This window comes from Faecalibacillus intestinalis (assembly GCF_003024685.1).
GTDB classification, from domain to species: domain Bacteria; phylum Bacillota_I; class Bacilli_A; order Erysipelotrichales; family Coprobacillaceae; genus Faecalibacillus; species Faecalibacillus intestinalis.
The window spans coordinates 16,388-32,005 of the sequence record NZ_PYLQ01000004.1; the positions used below are offsets into that span (position 1 = coordinate 16,388).

Annotated in this window: 16 protein-coding genes and 1 other RNA gene; 15 read left to right on the top strand and 2 right to left on the bottom strand. The window is 28.4% G+C overall.

Features of this window, described 5'->3' with window-relative positions:
• Position 1: 1 nt before the first annotated feature.
• Positions 2-1,180: a bifunctional phosphopantothenoylcysteine decarboxylase/phosphopantothenate--cysteine ligase CoaBC gene (gene coaBC, locus C7U54_RS04170; RefSeq protein WP_107029423.1), complete on the bottom strand. Its 1,179-nt coding sequence runs from the start codon at positions 1,178-1,180 to the stop codon at positions 2-4.
• A 130-nt stretch (positions 1,181-1,310) separates the two neighbouring features.
• Between coaBC and C7U54_RS04175 the strand changes: the two genes are divergently transcribed.
• The 15 genes from C7U54_RS04175 to C7U54_RS04250 all read left to right on the top strand — a co-directional run bounded on the left by C7U54_RS04175 (position 1,311) and on the right by C7U54_RS04250 (position 14,925).
• On the top strand, positions 1,311-1,877 hold the full coding sequence (locus C7U54_RS04175; protein WP_107029424.1) for a DJ-1 family glyoxalase III: 567 nt from the start codon (positions 1,311-1,313) through the stop codon (positions 1,875-1,877).
• A 540-nt stretch (positions 1,878-2,417) separates the two neighbouring features.
• Entirely contained in the window at positions 2,418-2,744 is a 327-nt protein-coding gene (locus C7U54_RS04185; protein ID WP_022001292.1) for a hypothetical protein, read from the top strand.
• Positions 2,745-2,789: 45 nt separating this feature from the next.
• Positions 2,790-3,416, top strand: coding sequence for a putative dipicolinate synthase subunit A (locus C7U54_RS04190; protein WP_022001291.1), 627 nt, complete (start codon positions 2,790-2,792; stop codon positions 3,414-3,416).
• A complete protein-coding gene (locus tag C7U54_RS04195; protein ID WP_022001290.1) occupies positions 3,409-3,996 on the top strand; it encodes a dipicolinate synthase subunit B in 588 nt (195 codons plus the stop codon). The genes C7U54_RS04190 and C7U54_RS04195 overlap by 8 nt, the downstream gene beginning before the upstream one ends.
• 79 nt (positions 3,997-4,075) lie before the next feature.
• A complete protein-coding gene (locus tag C7U54_RS04200) occupies positions 4,076-5,770 on the top strand; it encodes a ribonuclease J (RefSeq protein WP_107029425.1) in 1,695 nt (564 codons plus the stop codon).
• A 61-nt stretch (positions 5,771-5,831) separates the two neighbouring features.
• A complete protein-coding gene (locus C7U54_RS04205) occupies positions 5,832-8,111 on the top strand; it encodes an FtsK/SpoIIIE family DNA translocase (protein ID WP_107029426.1) in 2,280 nt (759 codons plus the stop codon).
• 96 nt (positions 8,112-8,207) lie between these two features.
• Positions 8,208-8,480 carry a hypothetical protein gene (locus C7U54_RS04210; RefSeq protein ID WP_193448607.1) on the top strand — a complete coding sequence of 91 codons (273 nt, stop codon included), beginning with the start codon at positions 8,208-8,210 and terminating at the stop codon, positions 8,478-8,480.
• A 90-nt stretch (positions 8,481-8,570) separates the two neighbouring features.
• On the top strand, positions 8,571-9,833 hold the full coding sequence (gene yfmF / locus C7U54_RS04215) for an EF-P 5-aminopentanol modification-associated protein YfmF (protein WP_107029427.1): 1,263 nt from the start codon (positions 8,571-8,573) through the stop codon (positions 9,831-9,833).
• Positions 9,833-11,116, top strand: coding sequence for an EF-P 5-aminopentanol modification-associated protein YfmH (yfmH, locus tag C7U54_RS04220; RefSeq protein ID WP_107029428.1), 1,284 nt, complete (start codon positions 9,833-9,835; stop codon positions 11,114-11,116). The genes yfmF and yfmH overlap by 1 nt, the downstream gene beginning before the upstream one ends.
• A 36-nt stretch (positions 11,117-11,152) precedes the next feature.
• Positions 11,153-11,312, top strand: a non-coding RNA gene (ssrS, locus tag C7U54_RS04225) — 6S RNA.
• Positions 11,313-11,331: 19 nt separating this feature from the next.
• Entirely contained in the window at positions 11,332-11,562 is a 231-nt protein-coding gene (locus tag C7U54_RS04230; RefSeq protein WP_022001281.1) for a DUF896 domain-containing protein, read from the top strand.
• 83 nt (positions 11,563-11,645) lie between these two features.
• Complete coding sequence (gene tkt, locus C7U54_RS04235) at positions 11,646-13,625, top strand: transketolase (RefSeq protein WP_107029429.1); 1,980 nt, start codon at positions 11,646-11,648, stop codon at positions 13,623-13,625.
• A 68-nt stretch (positions 13,626-13,693) separates the two neighbouring features.
• A complete protein-coding gene (locus tag C7U54_RS04240; protein WP_022001279.1) occupies positions 13,694-14,056 on the top strand; it encodes a sporulation inhibitor of replication protein SirA in 363 nt (120 codons plus the stop codon).
• Positions 14,057-14,070: 14 nt separating this feature from the next.
• Positions 14,071-14,271: a YneF family protein gene (locus tag C7U54_RS04245; protein ID WP_022001278.1), complete on the top strand. Its 201-nt coding sequence runs from the start codon at positions 14,071-14,073 to the stop codon at positions 14,269-14,271.
• Positions 14,272-14,295: 24 nt separating this feature from the next.
• Complete coding sequence (locus C7U54_RS04250) at positions 14,296-14,925, top strand: histidine phosphatase family protein (protein ID WP_022001277.1); 630 nt, start codon at positions 14,296-14,298, stop codon at positions 14,923-14,925.
• 35 nt (positions 14,926-14,960) lie between these two features.
• Here the strand turns inward: C7U54_RS04250 and plsY are convergent, their stop codons facing one another.
• Positions 14,961-15,560, bottom strand: coding sequence for a glycerol-3-phosphate 1-O-acyltransferase PlsY (gene plsY, locus C7U54_RS04255; RefSeq protein ID WP_107029430.1), 600 nt, complete (start codon positions 15,558-15,560; stop codon positions 14,961-14,963).
• Positions 15,561-15,618: the final 58 nt, after the last annotated feature.

Genomic DNA, 15,618 nt, shown 5'->3' on the forward strand with positions numbered 1-15,618 from the left:
GTTATTCTCCTTTAACTTTCATTAATTTTTCTAAAATAATATGCGCTAGATTTTCTTTGCTCATTAAATCTAAATAATCAACAAAGTTTTTTGTAATTAAAGCAACTTTATTTGTATCAGTTTTAAACCCAGCACCATCTTCAAATAAATCATTAACAACTAATAAATCACAATTCTTCTTAAAAAACTTATTTTGAGCATTTTCAATAACGTTTTCTGTTTCCATAGCAAACCCACAAATAGTTTGTTTTGTTTTATGTTTTCCAATATAAGATAAAATATCTTCGTTTTTTCCTAATTTTAAATAAAATTCGTCAGCTTTTTTCTTTATTTTTTGATCGCTATATTCTAAAGGCCGATAGTCACCAACAGCAGCAGACATGATAACATAATCTTGAAAATCAAAATAACTTAATACTTGTTTAAACATACCTTGTGCACTTTGAATTTTGATTACATCTACTTCGTAAGGAGCTCTTTGAGATGATGGACCACTAATCAACGTGACATGAGCTCCTAATTGACGAGCAACTTTTGCTAGTGCATAGCCCATCTTTCCACTTGAATGATTAGAAATAAATCTCACTGGATCAAGTGGCTCTTGAGTAGGACCAGCGGTAATAAGAACATGCTTTCCAGCTAATGGATGAGGATATGTCGCATATTCAATAGCATCAAGTAAATCTTCAATATCACTTAAATGTCCTCTTCCTTGATAACCACATGCGAGTTCACCAATTTCAGGTTCCACAATCTTAATATGATAAGATTTACAAATATCAAGATTTTTTTGAGTTGCAGTATTTTCATACATGTGTACATTCATTGCAGGAGCAATGATTTTTGGACATGTTGCTGCTAAAAAGGCGGAAGATAAAACATCGTCTGCTAAACCATGAGCAACTTTGGCAATAATATTTGCAGTTGCTGGAACAATAATAAAACAATCAGCATCCTTAACAATGTTAATGTGTTTAATTTGATAACCTGTTTCATCAAAATCATCAATTAAAACAGGTTTATGAATAAGTGTTCCAAAGGTAAGTGGTGTTACAAATTGAGCTGCATTTTTTGTCATAATAACTTCAATATTATAATTTTTCTTTTTTAAACGGGAAATAAGTTCACATGTTTTATATGCTGCAATACTTCCTGTTATACCAATAACAATTTTTTTCATAAAACCTCCAAGGGTGATTTTTACATCTATGCAACATTATAATATATTTTGAAATCCCATACAATGTATTTCATTCTTTTATTTTTTGGTTTTCATGATAAAATATCTTTAAAAGAAAAGAGGAGTGTTTATGAAAAAAATAGCTGTATTATGTAAAGATGGATTTGAAGAAATCGAAGCATTGACACCAGTTGATGTTTTAAGAAGAGCAAATGTTCATGTTGATTTAGTAGGGATGGATGATTTAAAGGTGACAAGTTCTCATCAAATTACAATTCAAATGGATTGTGTTTTTAATGATCAAATCAAAGAATATGATGGAATTGTTATTCCTGGTGGTTTACCTGGAGCAACAAATTTAAGAGATGATGCACGTGTTATTGAAATTGTTCAACAATTCAATCAGGAACATAAATTGATTGCTGCTATTTGTGCAGGACCAATTGTTTTAGCTAAAGCAGGTATTTTAAAAGATAAAATCTGTACTTGTTCTCCAGGTTTTGAAACACAACTTACCGGAGCTAATTATCAAGAAGCTATTGTTCAAAAAGATGATTATATTATTACAGGTAAAGGACCAGCGGCTGCCTTAGAATTTGGATATACTATTTTAGAAAGTTTAGGGTACGATTCATCAAACTTAAGACAAGGTATGCAATATGAATATCTTATGAACGTTGAAGCACATAAAGAATAAAATTGATAAATAGTAAGACGCTAATTTCGATAAGACCATTGATTTGAGAAAAGAAAATAATGAACATGGCAATGATTGAAAGACCGTAGGAAAACCATAAATAAATTTTGTGAGCTAAAATTGGCTCACTTTTTTGTTTATTTTTAATAAGATATGCTAAGAATAAAAGTGCAATGATAATGCAAGATAAAGGAATAAAAACATGTAAAGTTGAAAAGATTGGATAATTTTTATGATAGGGTAAAATTAATCCAATAAAAAAGAACAGAGAAAGAAAAATAATGAATTTTTTTAAAGAAGTTACTTTAAAAAAGGTTAAGCATAAAGAAAGAGTTAATAAAACACACCAAATGTAATAAAAAAAAGAAAATGATGTATTCATTAAACTTGTGTAGTTTTGATAAAGTGGATGATAAAAAAATAATAAGATGATTGAATAAATAAGTGTAATAATTTGCATAAAATTCCTCATTTCTAAAAAAATAAAAAGAAAAAACCTAAAAAAATAACAATATATATAGTGAAGGAGGTAAAATAAATATGGAAAACAGTATATCACAAATTCATTTATTAAGTGTACACTTAAATGCTGAAAAAGACAGTGTTATTCGTAATTTAGAAGATATTCGGGCAGTCATGTCTGTTTCTTACAAAATTTGCGATAGTAATGCAATCAATTTAATGTTTCTAACGACTGTTAATGAAAAGGAACAATGTTTATTTCATCTAAAATGTGAGTATGCGTTTTTATGTCATGATTATCAAAACGAAAAAGAGATGATCATGTCAGCTGTAAATGTTATTAGTCCAAAAGTAGAAGAAATTATAGCTTTGATGACATCACAAATTAAAAATAAAGCGAGCTAATTTCACATTTATCAAACCCTTTCATATAGTATAATGAGGTGGCATATGAAAGGGTTTATTGAAGTATATGATCAAAGAACACAATTTTTAAAAGATATTTTTTTAAGTCATGGTTATCAAATAAATGATAAACAATCACAAAACCTTGATTTTTATGTTGTTAAAAATCAAAAGATAGATCATGACAATACGTTTTCTCTTAATAATATAAATACAAAATATATTATTAATAAAGATAAAGTTTTTAAACATTTAAATAATACTTTAACAGCAATGGGACTCTATTTAAAAATAATACAAGATAAAGCACATTATAATAATATACTTATTTTAGGCTATGGAGATTTAGCAAAACAGCTTGCAAATATTTTAAAAAGTAATTATGATATTACAATTTGTAATCGAAATAACAAGGATTTAGATGAAATAAAACAAATCTATCATCATTTGGATTTAAATGCTTTATCAGGAAAGTATGATTTAATTATTAATACGATTCCTGTTTGTAAAATCAATTATAAAAAATTAAAATATAAACAAATTTATGATTTGGCACAAACAGTTGAGGGAAAAGATTATCAATCACTAAGAAATATACCTAATTTGTATTTTCCATATGAATCGGCATTATTGATGTTTCAATATATTCACGGAGTGATGAGACATGTTTAATGGAATGAAAATAGGGGTTGGGATTACAGGCTCTTTTTGTTCGTTAAGTAATTGTTTGAGATTTTTAAAGGAACTAAAAAAATATCCTGTAGATATTTATGTTTTTATAAGTGATCAAGTGAATTCTTGTGATACACGGTTTTTTAAGGCGAATCAGTTAATTATAGAAGTTGAAAAAATTATTGAAAAGAAGGTTATTTGTTCAGTTGTTGAAGCAGAAATTTTTGGGCCACAAATACCCTTGGATTTAATGGTAGTTTATCCATGCAGTGCCAATACATTAGCTAAAATGGCACATGGAATCAATGATAATGCGGTGACAATGGCTGTTAAATCAACACTTAGAAATCAACACAATATCGTTCTTGGTTTATGTAGTAATGACTTACTTTCAACAAGCGGAATGAATATGATGAAGATTTTTAATACAAAGCATTTTTATTTGGTGCCAATGTATCAAGATGATGTAATCAAGAAACCAAATAGTTTGATTGCACGGCGAGATTTAATTATTCAAACGATGATCAATGCATTGGTTGATAAACAAATTCAGCCTTTATTTTTAATGAAGAAAGAGTAAATGATACTTTTTCTTTTGTTAATAATTTGTTAGAATAATAGCAAAGTGAGTGTAAGAAGATATAATTAAGGAGGAAATAATGAAAAAAAGTATTATAAAATTGATGCCAATTGGTGGTCAAGCTGAAAACGGTAAAAGCATGTACTGCTTAGAAATAGATGATAATTGGTTTATTATTGATGCAGGTTATCGTTTTCCAGAAGTAGATAAATTAGGAGTGGATGTTATTATTCCTAATTTTGATTATTTAAAAGATAATAAAGATAAAATTAAAGCTATATTTATTACGCATGGTCATGATGATGTAATGGGAGCACTTCCTTATTTATTACAAGAAGTGAATGTTCCTATTTATACAACAGATCTTACAGCTGATTTAATTGATCAATTATTACAAAGATATATGAGACATTCTCATGTTTCATATAAATATAAAATCAAAAGAGTAAATATGAATGCAACGATTAAAGTTGCTGGAGTTGAAGTGGACTTTTTCCCAATTACGCATTCTATTCCTGGAAGTGTAGGGTTAGCATTTTTAACAGATTATGGTTATATTGTCTATAGTAGTGAATTTATTATTGATTTTGGAGCGCCTGAAAGATTTAGATGTAATATTCAAAAGATGATGGAAATTGGTAAAAAAGGAGTTTTAGCTTTACTTTGTGAATCATCATATTCAAAAAATGATGGCTATACTTCTCCTAATCATAAGTTAACTGCTAAAATAGAAAGTATTTTTGAAGATGCTTCAGGACGTATTATTATTTCAAGTTATGCACAAAATGCTTTTAGAACTCAAGAAATTGCTCAACTAGCTAAAAAATATAATCGTAAGATTTGTTTCTATGGAAGAGATAAATATGATAATACCAATTCTTTAATGAGAATTGCTAAAAATAAGAAAAAACCAATCTTGGATATTCATCCAGCTTGTATTGGTGATAATAATGATATTCAAAAAAATAAAGATAATGATAAATTGGTTGTTTTATTAAGTGGTGGTCCTCGTCGTATCTATCATGATATTTTAGATATTATCGATGGAGGAGATGATAAGCTTAAATTACAAGATAGTGATACATTTATTGTAGCTTCACCTGTTTTACCAGGGACTGAAAAAATAGCTAATAGAGCAATCAATGAACTTTATAAAACTGATACACATATTCATGTTTTGAAAAACAAAGAATTGCAATCCATGCATGCAAGTGAAGAGGATATTAAAGTATTGATTCAAATTTTAAATCCAAAATATTTCGTACCAATCAAAGGAGAATATCAACATTTTATTGCTGCAAGTGATGTTGCTAAAAAAATGAATATAAATGATGATCATATTGCTATTGTTGATAATGGAGAAATGATTACTTTTAAAGATGGAAAATTACAAAGTTATCGAGATTCTATTACAATTGAAGATGTGATGATTGATGGTCTTGGAATTGGTGATGTTGGTGTTAAAGTTATTGATGACCGAAATCAATTACAAAATGATGGTGTTGTTATTATTGGTATGACAATTGATGGTAAAACAAGAGAAATTGTTGCCAATACAGATGTACAAACAAGAGGTTTTATTTACTTAAAGGATTCAGAAAATATTGTAAAAGGAATTATGAATATCGCTGAAACTGAGTTAGAGTCTTATAAAAATAAGACGGAAGAAGATATTAGAGATGTACGTCAAAATATTAAAGATAAAGTGAACAAATATATTATCAAAGAGACTGGCAAAAGACCTGTCATTTTACCAGTAATTATAGAATTATAAAAGCAAGGAATATCTTGCTTTTGTTTTGTTTTTTAAATATGATATGTAAAGAGGTGATATGATGGCTAAGACCGCAAGAAAAAGAAAAAGTAAGCAAGAACAAGTGAGTGAAGAATTAAAATTAAGAATTATTTGTTTATTTTTCATTTTTTTAGTAATTATTGCTGCTATGCAATTAGGAGTGATTGGAGACCACTTGAATTATGTTTTTATGTATGTATTTGGGAATTTAAATGGGATTATTTATCTTACTTGTATTCTTTTATTAGGATATATTGTTGTTAAGGCGGATTTTCCTAAATTTAATGGTCCTAAGGCGGTAGGTCTCTATTTGCTCTTTATAGGTTTAACTTTATTTATTTCTGCTACGCCATCACTTACAGGGATAAAAGTCATACAGTCTTATTTTAATCAAGCTCCTTTAAATAGAGGAGGATTATTGGGGGCAGTTTTATATGGCTTTTTAAGTGCATTGTTTGATTATATGGGAGCAATCATTGCAGCGGTTTTTATTGTTGTAACAGGAATTATTTTATTAGGAAGTAAGTTTTATTTTGAACACAAAAAAGAAATTCAAAAAAGAGCAAAAAATAATTTTAATAAAACAAAAGATTCTTTAAAACAGCATTCAAATTATTTTGGAAATTTCTTTAAGAAAAAACAAAATAAGACAACTTTTTTTGATGATGCTATTTTCGAAGATGATGAAACCCCAACGACTATATTTGAAGAAATAGCGAAAGAAGATGTGACTTTGCCACAAGCTTTTACTTTTAATGATGAACATCAAGAAATAGAAATTGTTGATAAAGAGCCACCTATTCCATCGGTGGATGAAGAATTAGTTCAAAATGATCAATCACAAATTGAAGAACCAGTCATAGAGCATAATACAAATAAAAATTATCATTTACCACCGTTATCTCTTTTACATAATGTGGTTAATAAAAAACAAGGTGAAAATAAAAATCATGCTGTAGAAAGTGCTGAAAGATTAACAGCTGTTTTAAATGAATTTGGAGTTCATGCTTCTATTAATAATATTTCTATTGGTCCTTCAATTACAAAATATGAATTAAAATTAGAAACGGGGACAAGAGTCAATAAAATAATGTCTTTACAAGATGATATTAAATTAGCTTTAGCAGCTAAAGATATTCGTATTGAAGCGCCTATTCCTGGAAAACCAGCGGTTGGTGTTGAAATACCTAATTTAGTATCATCAATGGTTTCTTTTAAAGAGGTATTTAAAAACATTCCTGATAAATATAAAGACAATAAACTTGTTGTTCCTTTAGGAAAGGATGTTAATGGTCAAGTCATTTATGCAGAGCTTAATAAAATGCCTCATTTACTTATTGCTGGGGCAACAGGTTCAGGTAAATCTGTATGTGTTAATACGATTATTAGCAGCATATTAATGCGTGCGAAACCGGATGAGGTCAAACTTATTTTAGTTGATCCTAAAAAGGTTGAGTTATCCAATTATAATGGGGTTCCTCATTTATTAGCACCGGTCGTTACTGATCCTAAAAAAGCAGCCGCCACTTTAAGAGAAACTGTTTCGGAAATGGAAAGACGCTATGATTTATTTGCAGGGGCAAATGTTAGAAAAATTGAAACGTATAATCAATATGTTGAAAAGAAAAATCAAGAAAATGATGCGGGACATCAATTAGAAAAACTTCCATATATTGTAGTAATCCTTGATGAAGTTGCAGATTTAATGATGGTAGCTAGTAAAGATGTTGAAGATTGTATTATGCGTATAGCTCAATTAGCACGTGCGGCTGGGATTCATTTAATTGTAGCTACACAAAGACCATCAACAGATATTATTACAGGTGTTATTAAGGCTAATATTCCATCAAGAATTGCTTTTGCTGTTTCTTCAAGTATTGATTCTAGAACGATTCTTGATTGTACAGGCGCAGAGAAACTTTTAGGAAAAGGAGATATGCTTTTTTTACCAATGGGATTGAATTCGCCGATTCGTGTGCAAGGAGCTTATGTTGATGATAGTGAAGTGGAAGCAATCACTTATTATACAACGAAACAACAAGAAGCCTCATATGATGAAAGATACACAAATGTGAAACCAATTTCTGCAGTAGCTGCTTCTAAAGAAGAACAAGAAGATGAAGAGTATGAAATGTGCAGAGCATTTGTTATTCAAGCACAAAAAGCGAGCACATCACTTTTACAAAGACAATTTAGAATAGGCTATAACAAAGCAGCCAGAATTATTGATCAATTAGAAGCGGATGGTATTATAGGTCCACAAATTGGATCTAAACCACGTGAAGTATATGTACGTGGATATAATGAAGAAGAAATTTAAAAACGGTATTTACCGTTTTTTTATTATGTTAATTGTTTTCAAATGTTTTTTTTAATGCTACAATTGTAGAGGAAAATTAAATGGAGGAAGAAGAACATGAAAAAATTATTCGCAAGTATTTTATGCTTAGGAATGATTTTTGGTAACTGGCAACCATATCGTATTGCTGCTGTATCATTATTCTTTGGAATTATGAAGACATTAGCATATACTTATACAGCAATTCCATTTTTATCAGCATTAGGTTTCCCAAGTGTTGTTTATAAACTTATTCCTTATGTAGCAACATTGATTTTATTAGCGTTTACTTCTAAAAATTCTGCTGCTCCTAAGGCTTCGGGGATTCCTTATGATAAATCAAAACGTTAAAATATTTGAAAGTATTGTTTCTTAAGAAATAATACTTTTTTATTTTTTTGATTATTTGTGTATAATAGATGAGAATGAAAGGAAATGATTATGGAAAAAGTTTATAAAATGCCAGGGTATGATTTACATTTGCTCCCTACAAATAAATTTAAAAATATTACAATTTCATTAAAATTACAAAATACACTAGATGAAAAAACGGTTGCTAAAAGAACATTACTATCTTTTATGTTGACTACGGGTACAGAAAAATATCCATCAACACAAGAACTTTCTAAATATTTAGAAAGCATGTATGGCATGAAATTAGGAGCTAATGTTGTTACTAAAGGTAAGAGTCATATTATTAATATTAATTCAATCTGTATTAATCAAGAATATTTACCTTACAAAGAAGATCTTATTCAACAGCAAATCCAACTGTTAAATGATATTTTCTTTAAACCTAATGCCTCAAAAATGGCTTTTGATCAAACAATGTTTGAAAGAAAGAAAAAAGAATTGGTTGAACGTCTTATTAATAATCAAGATGATAAATTTTATTATAGTTTAGAAAAAATGTTTGAATATATGGGAAAGGGGACATGTTTAGGAATTTCTTCTCATGGAAATATTGAAGATATAAAAAAAATTGAAAATGAAGAATTATTTTCGTATTTTAAGGAATGTATAAAAAATGACCAAAAACATATTTATGTAGTTGGAAATGTAGATGAATCTATTGTTCATGTCTTTGAAAATTGTTTATCTTTTGAAAAGAATAATTCAATTTTTGAAAGTGTATATTCATTTGAAAAAAATAGAAAAGATTTATTAGAAATCATAGAAAAGCAAGATGTTACACAAGCTAAGCTTAATATGGGATATCGTATATCAGTAAATTACACTCACCAAAATCATTATGCTTTTGTAGTATTTAATGCGATTTTTGGTGGAATGAGTCAATCTAAATTATTTAAAGTTGTTAGAGAGAAAAATTCATTATGTTATTATATTTCTTCAAGTTATGATGCTTTTAATGGAGTGATGGTCATTACAGCTGGCATAGAAGGAAAAGATTATCATCAAACCGTTCAATTAATTAAAGAACAATTAAAAGAAATGCAAGATGGTTGCTTTGATCAAGATGATATTGATACTGCAAAATTAATGATTAAAAATTCTATGAAAAAAACAAACGATGAGCCATTAAGTCAAGTTGCCGTTCAATACAATAGAGATATTACGGGAAAAAAAGAAACAAATGAACAATATTTAGAAAAAATTGAAAATGTTACTTATCAAGATATTGTAGATGTTTGTCAAAATATTGAACTTGATACAATATTTTTGTTGAAGGGGAGAAATGAGTAATGGAAAAAATATATTATCAAACTTTAAAAGAAACGTTATTCCATGAAAAATTGGAAAATGGTTTAGAAGTATATTTGTTACCTAAAATTGGTTTTGAAAAAACATATGGTTTATTTTCAACAAGATTTGGATCGATTGATACAACTTTTGTACCCTTAGGACAAAAAGAAATGATAAAAGTCGAAGACGGAATTGCTCATTTTTTAGAACATAAAATGTTTGATATGGAAAATGGGGATGCTGCTGATGAGTTTGCTAAACTTGGGGCAAGTTCAAATGCATTTACATCATCAAGTCGTACGGCCTATTTATTTTCAACGACAACAAATGAAAATGATTGTGTTGAACTTTTACTAGATTTTGTACAAAGTCTAAATATTACAGACGAAAGCGTAGAAAAAGAAAAAGGAATTATTTGTCAAGAAATAAAAATGTATGATGATGACCCAGATTGGCGTGTTTATTTTGGAGCTATTGCCAACTTGTATCATAAACATCCTGTTAAGATTGATATTGCTGGAACTTGTGAAACTGTTAATAATACGTATAAAGATATGTTGGAACTTTGTTATCAAACTTTTTATCATCCACATAATATGATGCTTTTTGTTGTAGGTAATATTAATCCTGAAGAATTAATAGGTGTCATTAAAGAAAATCAAAATAAAAAGCATTTCTTATCTGAAAATGTAATTCAAAGATTAAAAATAGAAGAACCAACATCAGTAGCTGTTAAAGAACAAATTAATACAATGCAAGTTGAAATGAATAAATTGATTGTTTCTATTAAAATTAATGAAATTCTGGATGATCCTCAAGATAAAATTAAAAGAGAATTAGCTTTAAATTTATTATTTGATTTATGTTTTTCTAAAAGTTCTTCGTTATATAACGAATGGTTAGAAAAAGGGTATATTAATGAAACATTTAGTGCAAGTTTTACGCAAGAAAGAGATTATGCTTTTATTTTAATGGGTGGAGATCAAGATGATTATGAATTATTGCAAAAGACAATTTTTAATTTTATAGATCATGTTCAAGATTTAGAAATAGCAGAAGATGACTTTGAAAGAATTAAAAGGAAAACAATTGGAAACTTCATCAATAGTTACAATAGTCCAGAAAGTATTGCGAATACTTTTAGCCGTTATTATTTTGAAGGAATTTGTTCATTTGATTTAGTAGATTATGTAAGTAAAATGACATTGGCAGATATAAATGAAGTAAAAAGATACTTTAGTAAGGAATATGCTTCAAGCTATATTGTTAAAAAAGATAAATAAAGGGGTATATTTAAAAATAATTTATGGTATAATGTAATGCGACTAGAGAGTGTAAATAAATTTCCTACACATTAGATACGGGAACCTGATCTAAATAATGGTGTTGAAAGCCTATCTTTGAATAGGAATCCTAAAATTATTTAAAGGTGCCCACCTGTACGTAACAGGGATAATCTAAAAGCTCTCTAGTTTTTTATTTAAAAGGAGAAATCAAAATGGCAGCAATAGATCAAAAACTTATAGATAGAATAAATGTTTTAGCTAAAAAGAAAAAAGAAGGTACAATTACTCCTGAAGAATTAAAAGAACAGGATAAATTGAGAAAAGAATATATTAAGCTTTTTAGAGAAGGATTTAAATCTCAATTAAAAGCAATTAAAGTTGTAGATGAAAAAGGAAATGATATAACACCGCTTAAATTAAAACAAGAAAAATTAAAAAATTAAGGAATTCTAGTAGAAGATATTTAATTTTTATAGAAAATGTGTATAATATGTCTTGACTTATTTAAAAATAGGAGAAAATGTAAATGGATATTTCAAATTTATCAATCGCAACAATTAGAAGTTTAGGAATCGATACAATCAATAAAGCAAATTCTGGACATCCAGGAATGGTTCTTGGATCAGCACCTGCTTTATATACATTGTTTAATAAAGAACTAAACATTTATAACAAAGAAGCTGAATGGATTAATAGAGATCGTTTCGTTTTAGCAAGTGGACATGCTTCTGCACTTTTATATAGCATGTTACATTTGACAGGGTTTGATGTTACAATCGATGATCTAAAGAATTTTAGACAATTGAATTCTCATACACCTGGGCATCCAGAAATTGAAATGACACATGGTGTTGATGCTTCAAGTGGACCATTAGGACAAGGTATTCCAATGGCAGCTGGAATGGCAATGGCTGAAAAATTTTTAGCAAGTCAATATAACAAAGAAAACTTTGATATTATTGATCATTATACATATGTTTTATGTGGTGATGGCGATATGCAAGAAGGGGTTACTTATGAAGCGACATCTCTTGCAGGTCATTTATCATTAGGTAAATTAATTGTTTTATATGATGCAAATAAGGTTACTTTGGATGGACCTTTATCAATGTCATTTAGCGAAAATGTAAAAAAACGTTATGAAGCTTGTAATTGGCAAGTTTTAGAAGTTAAAGATGGAAATGACATTAATGAAATTCATAAAGCTATTAAAAAAGGTAAAAAAGAACAATTCAAGCCAACTTTAATTATTGTAAATACAGTTATTGGATTTGGTTCAGCAAATCAAGGAACAAATAAAGTTCATGGTGCACCATTAGGTAAAGAAGATGGTAAAAACGCTAAATTATCTTATGGTTTTGATCATGATGAATTCTATGTACCTGAAGAAGTATATGAAGATTTTAAAAAGAAAACAATTAAAAGAGGAAAATCTAAATTTAATAAATGGAATAAATTATTCAATGAGTATAAAGAACAATATCCAACAGAAGCAAAACAATTAGAAGATGCTATTGCTGGTAAATATTCTTTAAACATTGATGAACTTTTAAAGAATTATCCTGTAGGACATAATGATGCTACAAGAAATACTTCATTAGAAGTTATTCAAGAAGTTGCTAAACAAAATCCAACTTTCTTATCGGGAACTGCAGACTTAGCTAGTTCAACAAAAACAAAAATTAAAGATGAAGATGACTTTAGTGTTGAAAATTATAATGGACGTAATTTAGTATTTGGAATTCGTGAGTTTGCAATGGTTGCTATTATGAATGGTATGACATTGCATAAAGGTGTAAAAGTTTCATCTGGTGGTTTCTTAGTATTCTCTGATTATTTCAAAGCAGCAGTAAGAATGGCTTGTTTAATGAAATTACCAATTATTTTACCATTATCTCATGATTCTATTGCAGTTGGTGAAGATGGACCAACTCATCAACCAATTGAACAGTTTGCTATGTTAAGATCAATTCCAAATATGCATGTTATTCGTCCAGGAGATGCCGTAGAAATGGCAGCAGCATGGAAATTAGCGATTGAATCAACTGAAAACCCTACAGCACTTATTCTTACAAGACAAAATGTAGAAACAATGGAAAATAGTTCTGTTGAAGGTGTAAGCAAGGGTGCTTATGTTATTGGTAAAGAAGAAAATCATTTAGATGCTATCATTATTGCATCTGGATCAGAAGTTAACTTAGCTATGAAAGCTAAAAAAGTACTTCTTGAAAAAGGTATTGATGTACGTGTTGTATCTATGCCATGTCAAGAATTCTTTGACCAACAAGATGAACAATACAAAGAAGCTGTTTTACCAAATGCAATGCGTAAACGTTTATCAGTAGAAATGGCTAGTTCATTTGGATGGCATAAATATGTTGGTTTAGATGGTATAACAATGTCTATTGATGAATTTGGTAAAAGTGCTCCAGCACAAGATGTTATCCAATCTTATGGATTTACTGTTGATGGAGTCGTAGAAAATATTGAAAAATTATTAAAATAAAGGGAGTTCCTCCCTTTTTTTACATTCTTCCCTTGATTGATATGATACCTTAGTAATAGGTGATTGAGATGAAATATGTTATATATGAATACGAAGAAGGTATAAAACAATTATTTGAAAAGTATCCAAATTTAAAACAATATTTTGATAATCTTACGTTAGATAATGATTTTATGAATAAATTTATAAATTGCGTCTATAACAGTGTTGATTATATGAATGAACTTATTTATAAAGAATTGCACAATAGAAAAGAATATCATCGAGTTGGGAAAATGCATATATTTGAAAATGAACTTACACATGAAATAAGTCGTTTATATGTTGAAAATTATAAAATTATTATTGAATCGAAAGATAAAACAAACATATTCTTTGATATTCTCTATCATAATTTAAAAAGTTATGTTATAATAGATGAGAATTTGTAAGGGAGGTATTATCAATGTTATATGCAATTCTTGGATTAATCGTTGGATTAATTGCTGGGTTCTTTGCGTCTCGTTATTTCTTTAAAAAACAATTACAAAAAAATCCACCTATCAATGAAAAAATGATTCGTGCTATGTATATGGAAATGGGAAGAAAACCAAGTGAGGCTCAAATTAAAAGAATCATGGCTTCAGTTAAATCACAATATAAATAAGGGGATACCCTTATTTTTGTTTATATGAAAATATATATTACTAGACATTCCTTAACTGCATGGAACGAAGAAAAAAGACTACAAGGATGGAAAGACTCACCGCTTACTAAGCAAGGGAAAGAAGATGCTTTAAAATTAGGTGAATATATGAAAACAATACATATTGATCAAGTATATTCTTCGCCTTTATTAAGAGCAAAATCTACAGCGAGACTTATTTTTAAAAATGAAAATATTATTGAAGATAGTCGTTTAAAGGAAATGAACTTCGGAGATTATGAAGGAGAATATATTCAAGATTTAAAAAAGAAACATGATTATTTTTGTTTGTGGCATCAACCGCAATTGTCATTTTCTTTGCCAAATGGAGAAACATATGAAGAAGTTGTTTTTCGTTTGAATGATTTTATTTTAGAAAAATATAACGAAGATCCTCAACAAACAATTTTTATAACAATTCATGGTATGTTATTTACAATATTACATGGAATTTTTTTAGATTTACCTGTTGAACGATTAAATGAAGTTAATCAAGAAATTGTAAGAGGATGTTCGCTTTCGTTGTTTGAATTTGATGGAAAAAAACATAAAATAGATTTTATTGGGAAAGATTGTTTTTTAACACCTTTAAAAGCAAAAATTAGTTATAAATAAAAAAGATTAGTTTAACTATCATAAACTAATCTTTTTTACATCCATTGAATTTTTGATTCAGTCTGATTTTTAATACGTTTGATATTATCTTTATGTCTATAAACTAATAAGATAACAGCTACAAGCATGCATAATTTTGCTGTTATGGACACCGCTAGAAACGGTGTAATACATAAAACAATCAAAGCAGTAGAGATTGAAGATAAAGATACATATTTTGAAATTTTTAAAACAAGTAAAAATACAACAATAGCAACAACTGCATATAATGGTTCAATACATAAAAAATAACCTAGACTTGTTGAAACAGCTTTTCCTCCTCGAAATTCAGCAAAGATAGGATAACAATGTCCAAAAATACATGCTAATCCAGCGAGATATTTAATATCAGGATTTAAATTGAATTTTAAAGATAAATAACTACTTAAATAAAATATAATAACTGCTTTAAGAGCATCTAGTACAATTACAGAAATACCTGCTTTTTTTCCTAAGACTCTGCCAGCATTTGTTCCTCCTAAATTGCCCGAGCCACTTTCTCTAACATCCGTATTATAAAATACTTTTCCAATAACAAGGGCAAAGGGGATAGAACCGTATAAATAACCTAATAGAATCAATAATATTTCATACATTTTTATCACCAAGCTAAATTATACAGTTATCCTATAAAAATGCAATTAAACTTTGAAA

Coding starts and splice junctions, on each gene's coding strand:
- coaBC (WP_107029423.1), bottom strand. CDS start 1,180: ATGAAAAAAATTGTTATTGGTATAACAGGAAGTATTGCAGCATATAAA.
- C7U54_RS04175 (WP_107029424.1), top strand. CDS start 1,311: ATGAAAAAAATAGCTGTATTATGTAAAGATGGATTTGAAGAAATCGAA.
- C7U54_RS04185 (WP_022001292.1), top strand. CDS start 2,418: ATGGAAAACAGTATATCACAAATTCATTTATTAAGTGTACACTTAAAT.
- C7U54_RS04190 (WP_022001291.1), top strand. CDS start 2,790: ATGAAAGGGTTTATTGAAGTATATGATCAAAGAACACAATTTTTAAAA.
- C7U54_RS04195 (WP_022001290.1), top strand. CDS start 3,409: ATGTTTAATGGAATGAAAATAGGGGTTGGGATTACAGGCTCTTTTTGT.
- C7U54_RS04200 (WP_107029425.1), top strand. CDS start 4,076: ATGAAAAAAAGTATTATAAAATTGATGCCAATTGGTGGTCAAGCTGAA.
- C7U54_RS04205 (WP_107029426.1), top strand. CDS start 5,832: ATGGCTAAGACCGCAAGAAAAAGAAAAAGTAAGCAAGAACAAGTGAGT.
- C7U54_RS04210 (WP_193448607.1), top strand. CDS start 8,208: ATGAAAAAATTATTCGCAAGTATTTTATGCTTAGGAATGATTTTTGGT.
- yfmF (WP_107029427.1), top strand. CDS start 8,571: ATGGAAAAAGTTTATAAAATGCCAGGGTATGATTTACATTTGCTCCCT.
- yfmH (WP_107029428.1), top strand. CDS start 9,833: ATGGAAAAAATATATTATCAAACTTTAAAAGAAACGTTATTCCATGAA.
- C7U54_RS04230 (WP_022001281.1), top strand. CDS start 11,332: ATGGCAGCAATAGATCAAAAACTTATAGATAGAATAAATGTTTTAGCT.
- tkt (WP_107029429.1), top strand. CDS start 11,646: ATGGATATTTCAAATTTATCAATCGCAACAATTAGAAGTTTAGGAATC.
- C7U54_RS04240 (WP_022001279.1), top strand. CDS start 13,694: ATGAAATATGTTATATATGAATACGAAGAAGGTATAAAACAATTATTT.
- C7U54_RS04245 (WP_022001278.1), top strand. CDS start 14,071: ATGTTATATGCAATTCTTGGATTAATCGTTGGATTAATTGCTGGGTTC.
- C7U54_RS04250 (WP_022001277.1), top strand. CDS start 14,296: ATGAAAATATATATTACTAGACATTCCTTAACTGCATGGAACGAAGAA.
- plsY (WP_107029430.1), bottom strand. CDS start 15,560: ATGTATGAAATATTATTGATTCTATTAGGTTATTTATACGGTTCTATC.